Genomic DNA, 19,038 nt, shown 5'->3' with positions numbered 1-19,038 from the left:
GAGGCGTTAATAAGGGGCCCTTCCTTACTCCGCAGGGAGGAATGTCCGGGCGTGGGGTGGGTAGTCGCGGACATGGCGGTGCCCCGGAATCGACGATTTTCGCTGCTGCGCCGCGACCGCATGCCCGAGAGCCTGTCTGAGGTGGACACGGCCCGGATCGCCGAGACCGTGGCCCAGTTGCATCACCGGGGCAAGGCGACCCTGCGCGACAGGCTGCACCGGGTACGGATGTCGCTCGGTCTGGCCGGGCAGGCTGGCCTGGCGGCCGGGCTGTCCTGGGTGGCCGCGCACGACCTGCTGGGCAACCCGCAGCCGGTCTTCGCCCCGATCTCCGCCGTCGGCACCCTCGCCGTCTCGGTGGGCCAGCGGTTCCGCCGGACCGTGGAGTTGATCGTCGGCGTGGCGGTCGGCGTGGCGGTCGGTGACCTGTTGATCTATCTCCTCGGCACCGGTCCGTGGCAGCTCGGGCTGGTCGTCACCGCCGCCATCGTGCTTACCATCTTCGCCGGGGGCAGCGTCGCGATCGTCATCCAGGCCGCCGCGACCGCGGTGCTGATCGTGACGCTCAGCCCGTCGGTCGAGCATCTGGAGATCCCGCGCTTCATCGACGCGCTCGTCGGGGGCACCATCGCGCTACTGGTCACCGCGATCCTGTTACCGCTCAACCCGCTGCGGGTGCTGAACCGGGCCGCCCGGCCGGCCCTGGACCTGCTCGCCGAGCAGTTGGACAACGCCGCCGAGGGCCTGCGCGACGGCGACCGGGAGAAGGTTCAGCAGGCGTTGGACCGGTTGCGGGACAACAAGCAGGAGCTGAGCACCCTGAGCGAGGCGATCGAGGGCGCCAAGGAGACCGCCCTGCTCTCCCCGGCGCGCTGGCACCGGCGCAGCGAACTCACCCACTACGCGGAGGCGGCCGATCCGATCGACCGGGCGATGCGTAACAGCGGAACGCTGATCCGGCGCGCGGTGACCCTGATCGAGGACGGCGAGCCGATCCCGGAGTCGATGCCGGCGGCAATCAGCCATCTCGCCGAGGCGGTACGCGTGCTGAAGCACGAGTTCGCCCGGGGCGAGGAGCCCGAACAGGCACGGGAGCGGTCACTACGCGCGGTCACCGAGGCAGGCCAGGCGTACGCCGAGGGGGTCGGGTTCTCCGGCAGCGTCGTGGTCGCCCAGGTGCGTACCACCGCAAGTGACCTGATGGTCGCCTCGGGGATCAGCCAGGAAGAGGCCAACCGGCTGGTACGGCAGCGTTTCGGCGCGTTGGAACGGCCCGGTGCGCCGGCCGGGCCGGAACCAACGGCGAAGCCACCGACCGCACCGCCAGTGGGCTGAGTCGCTGGTCACGGGCGGTGCGGTCGATGCGCCCGGCCCGACGGGCCGGAGATGACTACGCTGGCCGCATGGCCGACACCCCGTCCGGCGGATCGCTGCCGCCGTCGCCGTCCGTGCCCGCTGTCCCGTCGACGGTCAGCGGCGTACCCGGCTTGCCACGTCGCCAGCTCAACTGGCGGCGGGCCCTGGTGCTGGCCGGGGTGATCCTGCTGATCGCCGCCTGCGCGATCTTCATGCTGGTCACCCTCGGCACCAATCTCGGCGTCGAGGCGCTCCTGATCGGCACGGCCGCCGCGATTCTGCCGGTCCCGGTTCTGGTGGCCTGTTTTCTCTGGTTGGACCGGTACGAGCCCGAGCCGCTCAAGTACCTGATCTTCTGCTTCGCCTGGGGTGCGTTCGTCTCCACCGCCGCGTCGTTGCTGGTCAACGAGGCCTCCGCCAGCTGGTTCGAGAAGCGGGGGCTGCCGATCGCGCTCACCGCGGTACTGGTCGCGCCCTTCATCGAGGAGTTGACCAAGGCGCTCGGTCCGATTCTGCTGCTGCTGTTCCGGCGCCGGGAGTGGTCGGGCATCACCGACGGGCTGGTGTACTGCGGGCTCTCCGCGATCGGCTTCGCGATGGTGGAGAACATCCTCTACCTGGGCGGGCGCGGGTACGCCGCCGGTGTCGAGCAGTACGGGCCGGCCACCGGCGCCCAACAGGTGATCGCCATCTTCATCGGCCGGATCCTGCTGTTCGGGTTCGCCCATCCGTTGTTCACCTCGATGACCGGTGTCGGCCTCGGCATCGCGGCCCGTACGGCGGACCGCCGGGTCCGGGTGCTCGCTCCGCTCGCCGGCCTGCTGCTGGCGATGATGCTGCACGGCGCCTGGAACCTGCTGCCGACCCTGACCGAGGCCACCGGCGAGGTGTTGATCACGCTCGTCGGCATGGTCGGTGTGATGGTGCCGATCTTCTTCGGCATGGTCGGCCTGGCGGTGTGGCTACGTGCCTGGGAAGGGCGGCTCACCGAGCGGACCCTGCCGGACTATGTCCGGGCCGGCTGGCTCACCCCGCCCGAGGTCGCGGCGCTGAGCAGCCTCGGGCGGCGGCACGCGGCCCGGACGTGGGCCCGGCGGGTGGCCGGCGACGCCGGGCTGCGCGCCATGCGCGGTTACCAGTTCGCGGCGACCCGGCTGGCGCTGCTGCGCGACGGCTCGCTGCGGGGCCTGGATCGCCGGCCCGGCGACCGCGAGCGTACGGCGCGGGAGGAACAGCAGCTGCTGGAACTGATCAGCACCTACCGGTCGTACTTCGTGGGCCGGGACCCGCAGTCGCCGGTCGGCGTCTGGGACGGGCGCCGGTACCACCTGCGGTTCCCGGACGGTTCGCAGCGGTCGGTGGAGGCACCCGAGGAGCCGGTGGTCCCGATTCCGGTGGTGCTCGCCCCACCGCCGCCACCACCGGCGTTCGCCGCCGGTTACGGCCCGCCCGGCTGGTACGGCCAGCGGCCTCCCGCGCCGCCCTGGCCGCCGCAGCAGCACTGAACCGCGCTCAGGCCATCAGCCTGGTCAGGAAGTCGCCGAGGCCCTGCGCCATCATCAGCAGGGCGGCGCCGATCGCCCGGAACATCTCCGCGGCGCCTTCGGGCCGGAACGCCATGAAGTAGATCAGGAACGCGAGACTTCCCCAAGCCAGCACCTTCTTCACTAATACCGGCATCGTCCCTCCCCAGGGCCGGTGGTGCGGCTGGCTTCCCGCCGGGGAGCGCGGCAAACGACGCGGGCTTCGGGACGCGCAACTGGGCGTGGCCGGCGGCTGGCACGCCGACCAACGGCATGAGTGACCTCGCTACGGCGCCGACGGGCTCACAGGTAGAGCCCGGTGGCGTCCTCCTCGACCCGTTCGGCGGCCACCGCGTGCACGTCGCGCTCGCGGAGCAGCACGTAGCCACGGCCGTGCAGCTCGACCTCGGAGCGGTCGTCGGGGTCGAAGAGCACCCGATCGCCGGAGACGATGGAACGGACGTGCGGCCCGACTCCCACGGCGGTGGCCCAGGCCAGGCGCTTGCCCACGGCGGCGGTGGCCGGGATCACGATGCCGGCGGTGGACCGCCGCTCGCCGTCGCCCCCCTCCACCCGCACCAGCACGCGGTCGTGCAGCAGCCGGATGGGCAGGCCGGAATCGAGGTTCTGGTCGGCTGTCACGTCGCAGACGCTACCGTGTCGTCCCCGGCCGGCCGCCGGTGGTCACCGGGTTGGACGGGCACCGGTAGGGGCAAGGTATGGCGGAATTGCCCTACCGTGAAGCGCTCGGGCGTATCCTGTCCGACCTGACGCTGTGCGCAGGGCACGACCATTCGGGGAGGTTCGCTTGAGCCGGTTCGAGCGGATTCGGGGGCGGCTGCGTCGCGCGTACGAGTCGGGACGGGAATCGGTTCGGGCCGCGCGGAGCCGGCCACCCGACATACCCGAACCGGCCCGGACGGCCTCGCCGTCGCACCCTGGCCCGGCGGCACCACCGGCCGCCACCGTGGTCGGCACCGACACTCCGCCGGCGGCCCTGCACAACTCCACCTCCAGCCGTGACGACGCGGACGTGCCGCACGCGCTGCGGATCGCCGCCGCCTGGTCGTGGCGGCTGATCGTCGTCGGCGTCGTCTTCTGGGCGCTGCTGAAACTGGTCGGCACGATCAGCATCGTGATCATCCCGCTCGCGGTGGCGATGCTGCTGTCGGCCCTGCTCGCGCCCGCGGTCGGCTGGCTGTTGCGGGCGCGACTGCCGAGGTCGTTGGCGACCGCCGTGGTGCTGGTCGCCGGGCTGGCTGCGGTGATCGGCACGCTGACCCTGGTGGTGAACGAGTTCATCAAGGGTGTCCCGGAGTTGGCCGCGAAGTCGACCCAGGGGTTGCAGCAGATCCAGGACTGGCTCAAGACCGGTCCGCTGCACCTGTCGGACAACGACCTCGACCGCTATCTCACCGAACTCCAGCAGTGGGTGAACAACAACACCGAACGCTTCACCAGCGGGGCCCTCTCCACCGCCGCGACGCTGGCCGAGGTGCTGACCGGTACGGTGCTTGTGCTCTTCGCCACCTTCTTCTTCCTGCGCGACGGCAACATCATCTGGCGCTTCCTGGTCCGGCTGCTTCCGGTGGCGGCGCGGTGGAAGGTCGACGACGCCGGCCGGGCCTCCTGGGCCACCCTGGTCGCCTACGTCCGGGCAACCGTGCTTGTCGCCTTCATCGACGCCGTCGGCATCGGCGTCTTCCTGGTCATCTTCGACATCCCGTTCGCCTTCCCGCTGGCCGCCCTGGTCTTCCTCGGCGCGTTCATCCCGATCGTCGGTGCGACGCTCTCCGGCGGGGTGGCGGTGCTTGTGGCGCTTGTCGACAGCGGGCCGGTGACCGCGCTGATCATCCTCGGCGTGGTGATCGGCGTGCAGCAGGTGGAGGGGCACATCCTCCAGCCGCTGATCATGGGCCGGGCGGTCGCCATCCATCCGCTCGCGGTGATCATCGGTCTGGCCGCCGGTGTGGTGCTCGCCGGGATCACCGGCGCGGTGGTCGCGGTGCCGGTGATCGCGGTGCTCAACACGGCGGTGCGCCGGCTCGCCGCGCGTACCGTCCCCGACACCCCACCCGACGCGGTCGTCGTCGCCTCCCGGGCACCCTGAGCCGGCCTGTCGTCGGTCCGGTCGGGCCGCGACCCGGCGTCAGTCGTCGGCGAGCCGGGTCAGCGCGCCCCGCACCACCTCGGGGCGGGTGGTGTACCAGAACGGCGGCAGCGAGCGGCGCAGGAACGCCCCGTAGCCCCGGGCGGTTTCCAGCCGGGAGTCGAGCACGGCCACCACGCCCCGGTCGCCGGTGGCCCGGATCAACCGGCCCACGCCCTGGGCCAGCCGGACCGCCGCGATCGGGACGCTGACCGCGGCGAAGCCGGAATTGCCCTGGGCGTCGACCGCCGCCGCCCGGGCGGCGGCCAACGGCTCGTCGGGCCGGGGGAAGGGCAGCCGGTCGATCACGACGAGCTGGCACGAGTCACCCGGCACATCCACCCCCTGCCAGAGCGACATCACCCCGAACAGGCAGCTCGACCGCTCCTCCCGGAACCGGCGGACCAGCAGCGGCAACGCCTCCTCGCCCTGCAACAGCACGGGCAGGTCGGTGCGCGCCCGCAACAGCTCCGCCGCCTGCTGGGCGGCCCGTCGGGAGGAGAAGAGCCCGAGCGTACGCCCACCCAGCGCGCCGACCAGCGAAAGCAACTCCTCCCCGGCCGCGTCGGGCAACCCGGAGGCACCGGGGCGGGGCAGGTGCGCGGCCACGTAGAGGATCCCCTGCCGGGCGTAGTCGAACGGCGAGCCGACATCCAGCGACCGCCAGCCCGGCCCGGAGTCGGCGGCCCCGCCGCTCGCGCCCGCCCGGGCGTCGACCGTTCCGGCCTCGGTACCAGCCGCGCGGTCCGTCCGGTCGTCGCCCGTGGCCGTACCGCCGGCCGGTCGCCGGGTGGCCTCGGCGAGGGCGGCGGCGGCCGGTGACGGCGGGCCGGGTGGGGGCGCTTCGAGGCCCAGGGCCCGGGCCACCGTGTCGAACCGGCCGCCGAGCGCCAGCGTGGCCGAGGTGGCCACCACGGTCCGCTCGTCGTAGAGGTGGGTGGCGAGCGTGCCGGCGACCGAGAGGGGCGCCACCACCAGCGCCCGACGGCCGGTGGCGTCGTTGCGCTCCACCCAGGCCACGTCGTGTTCCGCCTCCTCCAGCAGCCGCTGGGCGGTGCCGGACAGCTCGTCGAGGACGGCCTTGGCCTGCTGCTTGCGAACCGGGTCGGGATCGTCGGCCTTGATGTCGCCGATGCTGTCCAGGGCGGCGCGGGTCGCGGCGTCCAGCAGGGTGCAGGCCTCGCGCAGCGGGCCCGGCAGACCGCTGGTGATCCGCCCGACCGGCGCCTCGGCCAGCCCGACCGCGAGGGCGTCGCCGGCCGCGGTCAGCGCCTCGGCCGTCTCCGGACGCAGCAACGGGCGGGCCCGGCGGGCGGACCGGTCGATCAGCTCCGGGGTCAGCTCCGCCTGGGCCGCCGAGGAGACCCGGTCGGACAGTTCGTGGGCCTCGTCCACGACGAGCAGCTTGTGCGGTGGGACGATGTGCCGGCCGGCGAGCATGTCGACCGCGAGCAGGCTGTGGTTGGTGACCACGATGTCGGCCTCACGCGCCCGGGCCCGGGACGCCTCCGCGAAGCACTCCGCGCCGTACGGGCAGCGGGACGCACCGACGCACTCCCGCGCCGGCATGGAGACCAGCCGCCACGCCTGGTCGTCGACGCCGGGATCCAACTCGTCCCGATCGCCGGTGTCGGTCTCCAGCGCCCAGTCCCGCAGCCGCTGGATCTGCTTGCCGAGCCGACCCGCCTCGCCGAGCCAGCGGGTGCCGCCAGCCGGCCGCTCGGCCGGCGCGTCGAAGAGGGTGTCCGCCGGCTCGTCCTCCGAGGAGTTCTCCAACCGGGCCAGGCAGAGGTAATGGTGCCGGCCCTTGAGCACCGCGAAGGTGGGCCGCCGCTTGAGCAGTGGCTCGACCGCGTCGGCCAGCCGGGGCAGGTCGTGCTCGACGAGCTGGGACTGCAACGCGAGGGTGGCGGTGGAGACCACCACCGGCCCGTCGACCGTGAGTGCCGGGGCGAGGTACGCCAGCGACTTGCCGGTGCCGGTGCCGGCCTGCACCAGCAGGTGCTCACCGCTGGCCACGCACTCCTCGATCGCCGTCGCCATCTGCTGCTGGCCGGGGCGGGCCGCGCCACCGGGCACCGCGCCGACGGCGGCGGCCAGTAGGTCGGCACCGCCCGGCCGGTCACCCCGGCGACGGGCCTTGGCGCTGGTCGAGGCGAAGCCGGTGGTGGCGCGGGGCGGGGTCACGGTGGCACGGTACCGGCCGGGGCCGACGGCGTGTCGTACCGATCGGCCGTGTTGCGGCGTCACGGGACGGGATACCTACTCGTTGTCCGATAATTTCCCGACGGCGTGGCGTGGGCGGAATCGGCTAGGGTGCGACTCATGCCGAGCGACGTGGTCCGCGTGATCTACCGCAAGTACGACGGCAGCGCCCACCGCGACTACCCGGCCCGTCGCCTGGCCGAGGACGACCTGGGCGTCTGGCTCGGCGTGCCGGCGGGGACCAGCTCGGTCTACCACGGCCGGCCCTCGGTCGAGCAGATCCCGTTCGTCGTGCTTGTGCCGCACCACGCCTGGTGGACCGGCATGTTCAACCCGCCGCCCCGGACCAGCGAGGTCTACTGCGACATCACCACCCCGGCCCGCTGGGAGGGCGACGACACCGTGCACCTGATCGACCTCGATCTGGACGTGGTCCGCCGACGGGAAACGCGCCTGGTCGAGCTGCGCGACGAGGACGAGTTCGCCGAGCACCGGGCCCGCTTCGGCTACCCGGACGAACTGGTCGTGGCGGCCGAGGCGGCGGCCGGCTGGCTGTTCGGTGCGCTCGGTGACGGCACGGAACCCTTCGCCACCTCGTACCGGAAGTGGCTCGCCCTGGTCATCTGAGGCCGGCCTCCCGGACTCCGGCCCGGTCTGTTCTCCCGCGCTCCGCCCGGTCCGTTCTCCCGCGCTCCGGCCCGGCGCGGCACCTTCGGATTGCGGCGTTCGTCACTCGCGCCCTCGGGGTATTGGCTCGCTCGGTCGCCGATCGAGGCGAAACGCGAGCGGCTGCTGGGGATCACGAGGCGGCGCAGGTGAACGGAAGGTGAACGACCAGTGAATGACACCTGGCCAGGGGTGGGCCGCCGAATTGCCCCTCCGCGGGTTCCCTAGCATTCCCTCAGCAGGGCGCCGGCCGGCGGCTGCCACCCCTACCACCAACACGACGAGGTCCGTGCTGTGAGGTTTTCATTCCGCCCCAACGAGGGCGCCTTCTACGAGCTCTTCACCAGGGCCGCGCAGAACCTGGTCCGGGGTACCGAGCTGCTGAACGAGCTCGCCCTGCCCGACGTCGAGGTGCAGTCGGTCAGCGAGCGGCTCACCGAGGTCGAGCACGACAGCGACCAGATCACCCACGAGCTGTACAAGAAGATCAACTCCACCTTCGTCACCCCCTTCGACCGGGAGGACATCTACCGTCTCGGCTCGCTGCTGGACGACGTGATGGACCACCTGGAGGCGGTAGGCAACCTGCTCTACCTCTACGGGCTGACCAAGCTGCCGTCGCTGCCCCGGGAGATGCACGAGCTGGTGCACGTGCTCGACCAGCAGGCGAAGCTGACCGCCGAGGCGATGCCCCGGCTGAAGTCGATGAAGGACCTTGAGGACTACTGGATCGAGATCAACCGCCTGGAGAACGACGGCGACCAGGCGTACCGGATGCTGCTGGTCCGCCTCTTCTCCGGCGAGTACGACGCGTTGACCGTGCTGAAGATGAAGGAGGTCGCCGACGAGCTGGAGGCCGCCTGCGACGCCTTCGAGCACGTGGCCAACACCGTCGAGACCATCGCGGTCAAGGAGTCCTGAGCCTGTGAGTCCCGAGCTCATCGCGGTGTTGGCGGTGATCGGGGTGGCCCTGGTGTTCGACTACACCAACGGCTTCCACGACGCTGCCAACGCGATCGCGACAAGCATCTCCACCCGGGCGCTCACCCCCCGGGTGGCCCTGGGCATGGCGGCGATCGGCAACTTCATCGGCGCGCACTTCGGTGCCGAGGTCGCCAAGACCGTCGGTAGCGGCCTGGTCGAGCTGCCGCCCGGTGTCTCCAGCCTCGGCATCGTCTTCGCCGGGGTGATCGGCGCGATCACCTGGAACATCATCACCTGGTACTTCGGGTTGCCCTCGTCCTCCTCGCACGCCCTGATCGGTGGCCTGGTCGGCTCGACCGTGGCCGCCTCCGGCACCGTGCTCTGGACCGGCATCGGCGAGAGCGTGATCATCCCGATGATCCTGTCGCCGATGGTCGGCTTCGTCCTCGGCTACATCGTGATGATCGCGGTGCAGTGGATCTTCCGGAACGGGCACCCGGGCAAGCTGAACCGCGGCTTCCGCTGGGCCCAGACCGCCTCGGCGGCGGCCATGTCGGTCGGTCACGGCATGCAGGACGCGGCCAAGACCATCGGCATCGTGGTGCTCGCCCTCTTCGTCGGCGGCTACCAGGAGGACGCCACCTACATCCCGGAGTGGGCCTTCTGGACCTCGGCCGCCGTACTGGCCGCGGGTACTTACGCCGGTGGCTGGCGGATCATCCGGACCCTCGGTCGGAAGATCATCGACCTGCGCCCGCCGGAGGGCTTCGCGGCCGAGACCGTGGCCAGTGGCGTGCTCTACTTCAACGCGCTGGTGCTCGGTGCGCCGATCTCGACCACCCACACGATCACTTCGGCGATCATGGGTGTGGGCGCCACCAAGCGGCTCTCCGCCGTGCGCTGGGGGGTGGCCGGCAACATCGTCGGCGCCTGGATCCTGACCTTCCCGGCCGCCGGCTCCATCGGCGCGATCATGTACTTCGTCGTCCGACCGCTCTTCAGCTGAGATGTAAGGAAGGGCCCCTTGTTAACGCCTGGCGTAGTACAAGGGGCCCCTATTAACAGGCTCAGAGGTACGAGACGCCGATCTGGGCACGGATGTCGTCGAGCAGCGCCATGATCTCCAGGGTGGCGGAGTGCGGCACCAGCGGGCTCTCGGTCAGCCCCTCGGCCAGGCAGCGTTGCACCTCGATGGCCTCGTACTGGTAGCCCGAACCGACCAGCTCCGCCGTGACGGTCTCCGGCTCGGCATCGGCCCGGTGCAGGGTGAACCCGCCCGGCCGGAAGAACGGCTCGGGCAGGTCGATCCGGCCGGCCGTACCGGTGATCGAGGCGGTGAGCCCGGTCGCACCCACCATGCCGCAGCTCAGCGTGGCGACCGCCCCGGAGTCGTACCCGAAGACCAGACCGGTGTTCTCGTCCGTGCCCTCCGGCCCCAGCTTCGCCCACGAGCGCACCTGCTGTGGCACACCGAGCAGCAGATGAGCCAGGCTCACCGGGTAGATGCCGAGGTCGAGCAGCGCGCCGCCGCCGAGGGCACGGGCCCGCATCCGGTGCTCAGGCGGGAACGGCCCGGCGACGCCGAAGTCGGCCCGTACGCTGGTGACGGTGCCGATCGCGCCGTCGGCGATCAGCTCGCGAACCCGCAGGACGAGCGGATTGCAGCGCATCCACATCGCCTCCATGAGGAACACCCCGGCGGCGCGTGCGGTGTCTACCAGCTCCGTGCTGGTGGTCAGATCCAGGGTGAACGGCTTCTCCAGCAGCACCGGCCGGCCAGCGGCGAGGCAGGTCCGGGCCGCCTCGTAGTGCGCGGCGTGCGGGGTGGCGACGTAGATGACGTCCACGTCGGCGTCCGCGGCCAGTTCCGACCAGGAGGCGTACGCCCGGGGTGCGCCGTGCCGCTCGGCGAAGCGCTGCGCGGTCTCGGCCGTACGCGAGCCGACCGCGACCAGTTCGGCCCCCGGCACCAGCCGGAGGTCCTCGGCGAAACGGGCGGCGATGTGGCCGGTGGCGAGGATGCCCCAACGAGTCATGCGGGTGACGCTACCGAAGATCACCTGAGGGCTGTACCTGCGATCCACGGGGCGGGAACTAGGCTCCCGACATGACCACCGACCGCGGCTATCCGGCGCCACCCACGCTGGTCGAGCACGCCCGCCGGTTCCACGCCTCGGGTGCCGCGCCGGCAGTGCCCCGGATGGCGGCCACCGTGCTGCTGCTGCGCCCGGCCGGCGAGGGGTTCGAGGTGTACCTGATCCGCCGGGTCGCGGCGATGGCCTTCGGCGGCATGTACGCCTTCCCCGGCGGCGGGGTCGACCCCTCGGACTCCACCGCCCACCTGGACTGGGCCGGACCGGACCCGGCGGGTTGGGGTACCCGGCTCGGGCTGGCGCCGCAGGCCGCGCAGGCGGTCGTCTGCGCGGCGGCCCGCGAGGTCTTTGAGGAGGCGGGGGTGCTACTCGCCGGCCCCGATCCGGAGCGGATCGTCGGGGATGTCAGCGACGACGGCTGGGAGGCCGCCCGGGTCGAGCTGGAGCAGCGGCGCAGCGGCTTCGCCGAGTTGCTCGCGGGGCGCGGGCTCACCCTCCGGTCGGATCTGCTGCTGCCATGGAGCCGGTGGGTCACTCCGGAGTTCGAGCCGCGCCGGTTCGACACGTACTTCTTCGTGGCGTTGCTGCCGGAGGGACAGCGCACCCGGGACGTTTCCGGTGAGGCCGACCACACCCTCTGGATCCGTCCCGGCGACGCCGGTGACCGGGCCGAGGCCGGCGAGCTGACCATGCTGCCGCCGACGCTGATCACCCTCGGCGAGGTCGCGGCCTGCGCCGACCTCGCCGCGGTGGTTCAAGCGGCGGCGAACCGGGACGCGGCCACCCCGATCACGCCCCGGCTGGACCTGACCGGCCCGGACGGGCCCCGGTTCTACCTGCCGTGACGCCGCGGACCTTGCCGCCCCGCGACCGGGTCGCGCGGATCGCCGGTCCCGGCCGGGATGCGGCGGATCGCCGGTCCACGCCGGGTCGTGGGGGCTCAGTCGCGCTGGTAGTTGACGTGCGCCGACCAGCGGGCGAAGCCGAGCCGCTCGTAGAGGGCGACCGCGCCGGTGTTCGACTCGTCCACGTAGAGCATGACCCGGTCCAGGCCGCGTCGCTCGCGCAGGTACGCCAACCCGGCCGTGGTCAGGGCCCGACCGAGCCCGCCGCCGTGCGCGGTCGGTTCGACCCCGAGCACGTACACCTCGCCGATCCGGGCCGAACCGGGCCGCTCGTGCACCTTGGTCCAGTGGAAGCCGAGCAGTCGGCCGGTCGCCGACTCCTCCGCGAGTAGGAAGCCGGCCGGATCGAACCACGGCTCGGCGAGGCGTACCCGCAGGTCGTCGGCGGCCCACCGGCCCTGCTCCGGGTGGTCGGCGAAAGCCCGCGCGTTCAGCGTCAGCCACGCCTCGTCGTCGGCGCCGGGACGGAAGGCACGCAGCGTCACCCCGTCGGGCAGCCGCGGCTCGGTAAGCGGTGCGGTGAGCGGCCGGCGCAGTTGCCAGAGCACGCGCGCACGGCGGAAGCCGAGATCCACGGCGAGCGCGGCGGCCGACGGGTGGTCGCCGTGCGCCCAGGTCCGCAGCGTTCCGCTGCCGCCGGCCGGTACTTCCTGGCCCAGCACCTTCCGGGCCAGCGCCCGGCCGGTGCCCCGCCGCCGGTACCCCGGATGCACCACCAGCCCGACCTCGACGCCGGCCGCCGGATCGCCGGTGTCGAGGTGGGCGTACCCGGTGAGTGTCCCGTCGGTGGTGCGGGCGGTCAGGTGGACCGCCGGGGCGCGGTCGTCGCGGAGTCGGAGCAGGACGTGTTCGTCGAGCGGGTCCGCGCCGTCCGCGTCGCCCGCCGCCCGGGCCAGCGCCAGCACCTCGGCGATCTCGGTCGGATTGAGCCGGTCGGAGCTGTTGAGCCTGATCATTTGCTCGCTCATGCCGGCCACGCTAGCGGGCGCAGCGGCGGTTGGTCGGAGTGGCGACACGGGGGATCGACGGCGCGGCGGCCGGGTGGCGGCGACGTCAGGTACCCCGCTTCGGCAGCGCCAGGACGGCGTACCTGGTGGTCAACGTGGGCAGGATGCGGTAGAGCGCGTTCACGGTGCCCTGCCGGTCGCCGCCCGCGTCGTGCAGCAGGACGATCGACCCGGGTCCCACCCCGGCGACCACCGAAGCGGCGATCTTGGTGGCGCCGGGCGCCCGCCAGTCGCCCGGGTCCACCGTCCAGTGCAGCGGCATCATGCCCAGGTCGCGGGCGACGGAGATGACCGAGTAGGTCCAGGCGCCACCGGGCTGCCGGTACCAGCCGATCGGCGCGTCCGGGACCGCGGCCCGGATCGCGGCACTGGTCCGGATCAGGTCGGAGCGGATCCGCTCCGGCGAGCGTGAGCCCAGGGTCACGTCATGGTTCCAGCTGTGGTTGCAGAGCGTGTGGCCCTCGGCGGCGATCTGCTGGATCAGCCAGGGGTACGCCTCGGCGTTCTGGCCGACCACGCAGAAGGTGGCCGTGACGTGGTGCTCCCGCAGAATCGAGAGGACCTGTGGGGTGTAGTCGGGGTGTGGCCCGTCGTCGAAGGTGAGGGCGACGGTGTCGGTGCCGGTGCTCACCCGGGTGCCCATCGGGCCGAAGTTCGGGTCGTCGTCGTGCTCCGGTGCGGCGGAGCGGTCAGGCGCGTTCGGCCCGGCGTCGGGTGCCCGGGTGGGCGCGGCGCCGGAGGCGGTCGGCGAGGGCGCGGACTGGTCGGCGTACTCGGGATGGTCGGCACCTGTCGAGGTGACCGTGGAGTCGGTGTGCGAGGGGTCGGGTGTCAGGCTCCGGCCGAGCAGGTACACCGAACCGAGTACCGCCGACACCACGAGCGTGATGATCCCGATCGCGCGTCCCGCGCCCCGGTGGTAACCGCCCACCGCCGCCCCTCCCGTTGGACAACCTGAGAGTCACAATAAGACGCTCAAGTCGACCAAAAGGGGCATCTCGGATTATTAGCCCTCGACGGTGAGGGGGCGAGCCGAGAGCGGTGCGTGCTCGGCGGCCTCGGGCAGCGTCGTGCGCGAGGACGGTACGACGAACTTGTAGCCCACCTGGCGGACGGTGCCGATCATCGACTCGTACTCCGAGCCGAGCTTGGCCCGCAGTCGACGCACGTGCACGTCGACCGTCCGGGTGCCGCCGAAGTAGTCATAGCCCCAGACCTCGCGGAGCAGCTGGTCCCGGGTGAACACCCGGCCCGGGTGCTGGGCCAGGAACTTCAGCAGCTCGAACTCCTTGTAGGTCAGGTCGAGCGGACGGCCCTTGAGCTTCGCGGCGTAGGTGTCCGGATCGATCATCAGCTCGCCGGCCCGGATGGAGCCGCCGGCCCCCGCCGTCGCGTTGCTCAGCCGGCCGACCGCAAGTCGCAGTCGCGCCTCCACCTCGGCCGGGCCGGCAGAGGCGAGGATGACGTCGTCGACGCCCCAGTCCGCGTTCAGGGCGATCAGCCCGGCCTCGGTGACCACCGCTACCAGCGGTACGCCGAGCCCGGTGGCGTGCAGCATCCGGCAGGTGGCCCGGGCCTCGCTCAGCTCGGAGCGGGCGTCGACAAGTACGGCGTCCGGGCTCGGACCGGCGACCAGCGTGCGTACGTCACGAGGTGCGGTGCGGACCGAGTGCGGCAGCAGGTCCAGTGCCGGTAGCACTGCGGATGGTTCGCCTGCCCGTGCGGTCACCAGCAGCAGGATCTCCACGATCACCTCCGTCCCGGCGGCCCGTGTGGCCGCGCGACCAGCGGCACTCCTTGCGGATGTGGCGCTGGGAACTTCCGTGGGTCCCGGCGTCGCTGACGGGCGGGTTTCGCCTTGAGCGTAACCGATTGCCCACGCCGAGCCCGGTCGCGGTTTCCTGTTTGCCCTTTCTGCCCCTGATCGCGGCGCAGGTTTTAACGTCGCGGAAACCGGGGCACTCGCGAATTGCGGTGGGTCTGGCACGATCGGTGGGTGCTTCCCTCCAGCTCGCCCGAGACCGGCCGCGACCCGTGGGCCGACGACGACCCGCCGCCGGCGGGCGGCCCGGAGCCACGGACGGGCCCGGCCGCGGAGCCCGACGAGAAGCGCCGCTCGCGGGGTCCGCGACGGCTGCGCCGTGGCGGCTCGCCCCGCCGGCCCGACGACGCGCTCGACGCCGGTGAGGACGAGGACGAGGAAGAACCACCGGTCGAGGTACGCCGGCAGCTCTCCCTCGCCATCGGCGGGTTCGCCCTGCTGCTCGGCATCGGGCTGATCCTCGGGGTGCAGAGTTCCGGTCCGGGGCACCGGGTGCCCTTCACCGTCGTGGTGCTCGCCGTCCAGCTGCTGTTCGTGCTCGCCTGGACGATGGTGACCCGACCGCCGGCGCTGGCGGTGGTGCTCGGAGTCAACGTGGTGGCCGCGGTGGTGGCCGACGTCGTGGCGGTACGCAGCACCGAACCCCGGCTGGGCCCGCTCTGGCTGATCGCGATCGCCGCGCTGCTCGCCGCACTGCTCGGTCAGCTGATCCGCCGGGTGGACCGGGCCCGGGTGGCCGAGTCGTTCCGGACCACCGCCACCATCTCGTTCGGGGTGGTCGCCCTCGCCACGCTCATCGTGCTCAGCCGGATTCCCGCCGGCACCCAGGCGATCACCGTGAGTCTCGCCGCCGCCGCGGTCGCGCTCGGCGTCGCCCGGGCGGCCGACGCCGTCGCGGCCTGGCCACGACTCGCCCCCCAGGTGCCCAGAGGCGCGGCGGGCGTGGTCGGCGGAGCCATGATCGGCACACTGGTGAGCGCCGTTTTCGGCAGCTATCTGGTCACCCCGTTCACGCCGCCCCGGGCCGCGATCATCGGCCTGGTCGCGGCGGTCGTCGCCGTCCTGACCGATCTCGCCGTCGGGTACGCCGAGGCGGGCCGGCGGATGGCGGGCGAGGCGCAGAGCGGTTGGGCGACCCGGCACGTACAGGGTCCGCTCGGCGCGGTCGCGTTGGCCGCTCCGGTCGCGTACCTGATGTGCCGGTTGCTGCTCTAGTGCCTGTGTCGAAGTCCCTGGCCGGCCTGCGGCGGGCCCAAGCGACGACCGGCCGCGTTGGGAATTGGTCCGGATACAACACCGGTATCCGGACCAATTCCCGCCTTGCCGGACCGCCGCCTGGACTCCGCCTCGGCTCGACCGAGGACTTCGATACAGACCCTAAGGGACGTCTCGTAACCCTGGCGTCTGTCCCTTAAGGATGATCGGGCAGGATGCCCAGGTGCAGGTGATCACGGCAGCCCGCCCGGAGTGGATCTTTCCGTTCACCGGGTTGCAGCCCGCCCAGTTCCGCACGCTGGTCCGACTGGTCGCCGAGCGTGGCGGTGACGGCATCGCCGACGGCCGGCCGGGCCGGCAGTGGGCCCTGGGCCTCGCCGACCGGGTGCTGCTGGTCGCGGCGTACTGGCGGACGAATCTGACGATGCGGCAGATCGGCCCGCTGTTCGGGGTGTCGCACTCCTCCGCGCACCGGGTCATCGACACCCTCGCGCCGCTGCTGGCCCTGGCGCCGGTGCGCAAACGGCCGGTCGAGCAGATCGCGATCGTCGACGGGACGCTCATCCCAACCCGCGATCACCGCCTGGCCGCCCGGAGCAAGAACTACCGCTACTCCACGAACCTGCAGGTCGCCATTGACGCCAGCACCCGACTGGTCATCGCCGTCGGCGACCCACAACCCGGCAACCGCAACGACACCATCGTCTACCGTACCTCGGGCATCGACCAGAAACTCGCAGGCAGGCCGGTCATGGCCGACGGCGGCTACCGCGGCAACCCGGAGGTGATCATGCCGTACCGCAAGCCCACCGACGGCGGCTTGCTGCCGGAGTGGAAGGAGGCCTTGAACGTCGAGCACCGCACCGTTCGAGCCGGGGTCGAACATGCCCTGGCCAGGATGAAGTGCTTCAAGATCCTGCGCGACTACCGCCGCGCCGCCCACACATTGACCGATGCCGCTTCTGGCATCGCCAACCTCCACAACATCATCCTCGCCGGCTGACCACCGGTCCGGTGCCGGGCAACGCCTTCACCCAGTTACGAGACGTCCCTTAGGCGATTGAGCGATCCGGGCGGCGGGTACCACCGGTGCGCCGCAGAGCTGGCGACCAGGCGTAGCGAGCGCATCGCGGCATCGACGCAGGACGAAGAGACGTACGGCACGACGGAGGCGGCGTGGAGCACGAGCAGACGTACGGACGGCGACCGCGGCGGCGTGGGCGCAAGATACTGATCGGATTCGTCGTCCTGCTGCTCCTCCTCGTCGGCCTGGTCGCCATCGCCGACCGGGTGGCGGTGAACGTGGCCGAGCGCACCATCGCCGACGAGGTCAGCCAGCAGGTGACCCAGCAGGGTGCCCAGTCCGCCCCACCGGAGGTGGAGGTCGGCGGCTTCCCCTTCCTCACCCAGGTCCTCGACGGCCGGTACGAACGCATCTCGATCAGACTGCGTGACGTGCAGGGCTCGGTGCAGGGCGACGCGGTCGCGCTGCCCAGCCTGAACGTGGACGCCCGGAACGTCCGCGCCTCGCTGGACACGCTCCGCTCCGGCCAGGGCGACGTGGTGGCCGAGACCGTGAACGGCACCGGCACCATCAGCTACCAGAGCCTGGCCGCCCTGCTGAACCGGGAGGGCCTGACCCTCGGCGAACAGGATGGCAAGCTCGCCGTCACCGCGCCGGTGGACATCCTCGGCCAGCAGTTGACGGTCGCCGGTACCGCCGACATCGTCGTCGGCGAGCAGGGGGCGATCGCGCTGAAGTTCGACAACCTGGACGCCGAAGGGCTGCCGAACGCGCCACTGGCCCGCACCCTGGTGAACAACTTCGCCCGCAGCATCTCGGTGGACGTGCCCCTGCCGGACCTGCCGTTCGGGCTCACCGTCCGCGAGGTCGTCCCGCGACCCGAGGGGCTCACGGTGACCGCCGACGCACGGGACGTACCGATCAACGCGGCCGGCTGACCCCGTCGCCGGTGTCTCGGATGCTGGTCGGCCCGGTGGAGATATCTGAGATCGCTGGTAGGCTCCCTGCTCATGGGGACGCTCCTCACCAAACGGCGCGCGGTCGACCTGTGCCGCGTGGCCACCTGCCTGTGTCGCCCCGTCATCTGACGGCGGGGCTGTCTCGGGCCGCCTAGCGGCCATCGGCACTCGGGGTACGCGAACCTAAATCCCGGTGCACCCCACCGGACGCCCGGCAGCGGCGCCGTCGCACAAACCCGTGATCCGTTCCTAGCTATGGGTCCCGCGCGTGGTGCGACACAACCACATCCGACCACCTCCGCGCGCTGGCTCACCATCCATCCTCACCAGGGAGTGATCTGATGAGTCGCGACACCGCACTCGTCTCGGCCGAGTGGGCCGAGAAGAACCTCGACGCCCCGGGCGTCGTCTTCGTCGAGGTCGACGAGGACACCTCGGCCTACGACAACAGCCACATCGCCGGTGCCATCAAGCTCGACTGGAAGACCGACCTCCAGGACCCGGTCCGCCGGGACTTCGTCAACAAGACCCAGTTCGAGGCGCTCCTCTCCGAGCGGGGCATCAGCAACGACGACACCGTCATCCTCTACGGCGGCAACAACAACTGGTTCGCCGCGTACGCGTACTGGTACTTCAAGCTCTACGGCCACCGCGACGTCAAGCTGCTCGACGGCGGTCGCAAGAAGTGGGAGCTGGACGCCCGGCCGCTGGTCAGCGCCCCGGTGACCCGCCCGGCCACCCAGTACGTCGCGCAGGAGCCGGACAACTCCATCCGGGCCTTCCGCGACGAGGTTGTCGCCGCGATCGGTAACAAGAACCTGGTCGACGTGCGCAGCCCCGACGAGTTCGCCGGCCGGCTGCTCGCCCCCGCCCACCTGCCGCAGGAGCAGGCCCAGCGTGGTGGCCACATCCCGACCGCGATCAGCGTGCCGTGGTCGAAGGCGGCCAACGAGGACGGCACCTTCAAGTCCGACGACGAGCTGCGCAAGATCTACGGCGAGGCCGGGCTGGACGACAGCAAGGAGACCATCGCCTACTGCCGGATCGGTGAGCGTTCCTCGCACACCTGGTTCGTGCTCCAGGAGCTGCTCGGCCACCGCAACGTGAAGAACTACGACGGATCCTGGACCGAGTACGGCTCGCTGGTCGGCGTGCCGGTGGCGCTCGGCGACGAGCCGGGGGAGGCCTGA

The 19,038-nt window shown here is 71.7% G+C and carries 19 protein-coding genes; 12 read left to right on the top strand and 7 right to left on the bottom strand.

Features of this window, described 5'->3' with window-relative positions; translation table 11 throughout:
- The first annotated feature begins 120 nt into the window (after positions 1-120).
- The gene (locus AC507J_RS15020; RefSeq protein ID WP_496289813.1) at positions 121-1,335 is read left to right on the top strand and encodes an FUSC family protein; all 1,215 of its coding nucleotides are present in this window, start codon (positions 121-123) and stop codon (positions 1,333-1,335) included.
- A gap of 26 nt (positions 1,336-1,361) precedes the next feature.
- A complete protein-coding gene (locus AC507J_RS15015) occupies positions 1,362-2,861 on the top strand; it encodes a PrsW family intramembrane metalloprotease (protein WP_496289765.1) in 1,500 nt (499 codons plus the stop codon).
- Positions 2,862-2,868: 7 nt separating this feature from the next.
- Here the strand turns inward: AC507J_RS15015 and AC507J_RS15010 are convergent, their stop codons facing one another.
- Positions 2,869-3,036 carry a hypothetical protein gene (locus tag AC507J_RS15010; protein WP_341717848.1) on the bottom strand — a complete coding sequence of 56 codons (168 nt, stop codon included), beginning with the start codon at positions 3,034-3,036 and terminating at the stop codon, positions 2,869-2,871.
- A gap of 146 nt (positions 3,037-3,182) precedes the next feature.
- Complete coding sequence (locus tag AC507J_RS15005) at positions 3,183-3,521, bottom strand: GroES family chaperonin (RefSeq protein WP_496289764.1); 339 nt, start codon at positions 3,519-3,521, stop codon at positions 3,183-3,185.
- A 166-nt stretch (positions 3,522-3,687) separates the two neighbouring features.
- On the opposite strand from AC507J_RS15005, the gene AC507J_RS15000 reads away from it, so the two are divergent.
- Entirely contained in the window at positions 3,688-4,989 is a 1,302-nt protein-coding gene (locus AC507J_RS15000) for an AI-2E family transporter (protein WP_496289763.1), read from the top strand.
- Positions 4,990-5,028: 39 nt separating this feature from the next.
- Here AC507J_RS15000 and AC507J_RS14995 read toward each other — a convergent pair whose 3' ends face one another.
- The gene (locus tag AC507J_RS14995) at positions 5,029-7,278 is read right to left on the bottom strand and encodes an ATP-dependent DNA helicase (protein WP_496289762.1); all 2,250 of its coding nucleotides are present in this window, start codon (positions 7,276-7,278) and stop codon (positions 5,029-5,031) included.
- Positions 7,279-7,353: 75 nt separating this feature from the next.
- Between AC507J_RS14995 and AC507J_RS14990 the strand changes: the two genes are divergently transcribed.
- The 3 genes from AC507J_RS14990 to AC507J_RS14980 all read left to right on the top strand — a co-directional run bounded on the left by AC507J_RS14990 (position 7,354) and on the right by AC507J_RS14980 (position 9,829).
- Positions 7,354-7,860 carry a DUF402 domain-containing protein gene (locus AC507J_RS14990; protein WP_496289761.1) on the top strand — a complete coding sequence of 169 codons (507 nt, stop codon included), beginning with the start codon at positions 7,354-7,356 and terminating at the stop codon, positions 7,858-7,860.
- A gap of 333 nt (positions 7,861-8,193) precedes the next feature.
- A complete protein-coding gene (locus AC507J_RS14985; protein ID WP_496289760.1) occupies positions 8,194-8,820 on the top strand; it encodes a DUF47 domain-containing protein in 627 nt (208 codons plus the stop codon).
- A gap of 4 nt (positions 8,821-8,824) precedes the next feature.
- A complete protein-coding gene (locus AC507J_RS14980) occupies positions 8,825-9,829 on the top strand; it encodes an inorganic phosphate transporter (RefSeq protein WP_496289759.1) in 1,005 nt (334 codons plus the stop codon).
- A 61-nt stretch (positions 9,830-9,890) separates the two neighbouring features.
- Here AC507J_RS14980 and AC507J_RS14975 read toward each other — a convergent pair whose 3' ends face one another.
- A complete protein-coding gene (locus AC507J_RS14975; RefSeq protein ID WP_496289758.1) occupies positions 9,891-10,859 on the bottom strand; it encodes a Gfo/Idh/MocA family protein in 969 nt (322 codons plus the stop codon).
- A gap of 71 nt (positions 10,860-10,930) precedes the next feature.
- On the opposite strand from AC507J_RS14975, the gene AC507J_RS14970 reads away from it, so the two are divergent.
- Positions 10,931-11,761, top strand: a complete 831-nt coding sequence (locus AC507J_RS14970; RefSeq protein WP_496289757.1) for an NUDIX hydrolase — start codon at positions 10,931-10,933, stop codon at positions 11,759-11,761.
- A gap of 95 nt (positions 11,762-11,856) precedes the next feature.
- Here the strand turns inward: AC507J_RS14970 and mshD are convergent, their stop codons facing one another.
- From mshD to AC507J_RS14955, 3 genes are all read right to left on the bottom strand, one after another.
- On the bottom strand, positions 11,857-12,789 hold the full coding sequence (gene mshD, locus AC507J_RS14965; protein ID WP_496289756.1) for a mycothiol synthase: 933 nt from the start codon (positions 12,787-12,789) through the stop codon (positions 11,857-11,859).
- An 85-nt stretch (positions 12,790-12,874) separates the two neighbouring features.
- Entirely contained in the window at positions 12,875-13,759 is an 885-nt protein-coding gene (locus AC507J_RS14960) for a polysaccharide deacetylase family protein (RefSeq protein ID WP_496289755.1), read from the bottom strand.
- A 75-nt stretch (positions 13,760-13,834) separates the two neighbouring features.
- Entirely contained in the window at positions 13,835-14,581 is a 747-nt protein-coding gene (locus tag AC507J_RS14955) for a winged helix-turn-helix transcriptional regulator (protein WP_496289754.1), read from the bottom strand.
- 243 nt (positions 14,582-14,824) lie between these two features.
- On the opposite strand from AC507J_RS14955, the gene AC507J_RS14950 reads away from it, so the two are divergent.
- The 5 genes from AC507J_RS14950 to AC507J_RS14930 all read left to right on the top strand — a co-directional run bounded on the left by AC507J_RS14950 (position 14,825) and on the right by AC507J_RS14930 (position 19,038).
- Positions 14,825-15,865 (top strand): hypothetical protein, encoded by a 1,041-nt coding sequence (locus tag AC507J_RS14950; RefSeq protein ID WP_496289753.1) that lies wholly within the window; start codon positions 14,825-14,827, stop codon positions 15,863-15,865.
- 223 nt (positions 15,866-16,088) lie between these two features.
- On the top strand, positions 16,089-16,868 hold the full coding sequence (locus AC507J_RS14945) for a transposase family protein (RefSeq protein WP_496289752.1): 780 nt from the start codon (positions 16,089-16,091) through the stop codon (positions 16,866-16,868).
- A gap of 173 nt (positions 16,869-17,041) precedes the next feature.
- Positions 17,042-17,827 (top strand): LmeA family phospholipid-binding protein, encoded by a 786-nt coding sequence (locus tag AC507J_RS14940; protein WP_496289751.1) that lies wholly within the window; start codon positions 17,042-17,044, stop codon positions 17,825-17,827.
- 72 nt (positions 17,828-17,899) lie between these two features.
- Positions 17,900-17,977 (top strand): Ms5788A family Cys-rich leader peptide, encoded by a 78-nt coding sequence (locus tag AC507J_RS14935; protein WP_311202345.1) that lies wholly within the window; start codon positions 17,900-17,902, stop codon positions 17,975-17,977.
- Between the two features lie 212 nt (positions 17,978-18,189).
- Positions 18,190-19,038 (top strand): sulfurtransferase, encoded by an 849-nt coding sequence (locus AC507J_RS14930; RefSeq protein WP_496289750.1) that lies wholly within the window; start codon positions 18,190-18,192, stop codon positions 19,036-19,038.

It is taken from the genome of Micromonospora sp. PRAS1, from assembly GCF_059553435.1.
Note: the sequence above shows the minus strand (reverse complement) of the source record. Positions and strands in the feature narration are given on the sequence as shown.